The following is a 1,066-nucleotide window of genomic DNA, read 5'->3' as shown; positions in this document are numbered from 1 at the left end:
AAAACGAATGATTGGGAAATTAATAAAGATTTAACTCACCAGATGTTAAAAAAAATTAATGGAGTAAGTCGAGAAAAATTTCATATAACTGAAGACGTTAAACGATGGGTATATGTAATTGATCCCACAGAAATTAAAAAAGAAATAGTTAAACATGATGATCTAGATTTTGGTCAAGACGAAGAGAGTCCGTATTAATGAAGAAAGATAGATTTTATAAAGAAAGAGTTAAAATTTTAGGAGGCCCTGGATGCGGAAAAACTACGCGTTTGTTAAAGGTCCTTAAAACCTATTTGGATAATGGCTTGGCCCCCGACCGGGCTCTCATGGTAGGGTTTGCTAATGCAACTGTGAATAATCTGCGTGAACGATGCGAAAAAGAATTTAATTATTCTTCTATCCAAACCGATAGTATTAAAACTATCCATAAATACTGTTTAGATCATTTAGATGACTATAAAATTTTAACTACTTCCGATAAAAAAGAATTTAAAAAGAAACTAAAAACTGATGCCGATAATTGGATTAAAATAAATACTCCTGAATACGATGAAGAGGATCAACAAGAGACATTCGCAACATGGAATGGAGTTGAAGATGGAAAAGTAGGTTTAATTCTTAATATAGTTTCTTTAGCTCGACACAACCGGCTTAAGAATTGGGATGAAGGTTTAGATCAACTGATGGATTATTATGATAATTGTAACATAGGTGGATTTGAATACAAAATCCATCGCGACGAAGTTCAATATATTTATACACAATATGAACATTTCAAAAAACAAAATAGCCTCATTGACTTTGAAGATATGTTACACAAGGCTCTTCACCCAGATATTATTTTTGACTATTACAAATTATTAATTGTTGATGAATGTCAAGATTTATCCAAACTAGAATGGAAGGTCATTGCTAAACTCTCAAAAAATTCTGAAGATTTATATTTAGCGGGCGATGATGACCAAGCTATTTTCGGATGGAAAGGATCAGATGTAAGAATCTTTCAAAAGTGGCCTATCAGGAAAAAAGAAATTTTACCTCACACTTATAGACTCCCAAGAAAAAT

At 32.1% G+C, this 1,066-nt stretch carries 2 protein-coding genes; both read left to right on the top strand.

From position 1 onward, the window contains the following. Positions 1 to 198 (top strand): hypothetical protein (locus AC30RD_RS09885; protein WP_489494398.1); only part of this gene is annotated, 198 nt, incomplete at its 5' end. After that, a partial coding sequence (locus AC30RD_RS09880) for a UvrD-helicase domain-containing protein (protein ID WP_489494397.1) occupies positions 198 to 1,066 on the top strand: 869 nt, incomplete at its 3' end. The genes AC30RD_RS09885 and AC30RD_RS09880, both read left to right, overlap by 1 nt.

It is taken from the genome of Nitrosophilus sp., assembly GCF_982775275.1.
This window is presented reverse-complemented; position numbering and strand designations above follow the sequence as displayed.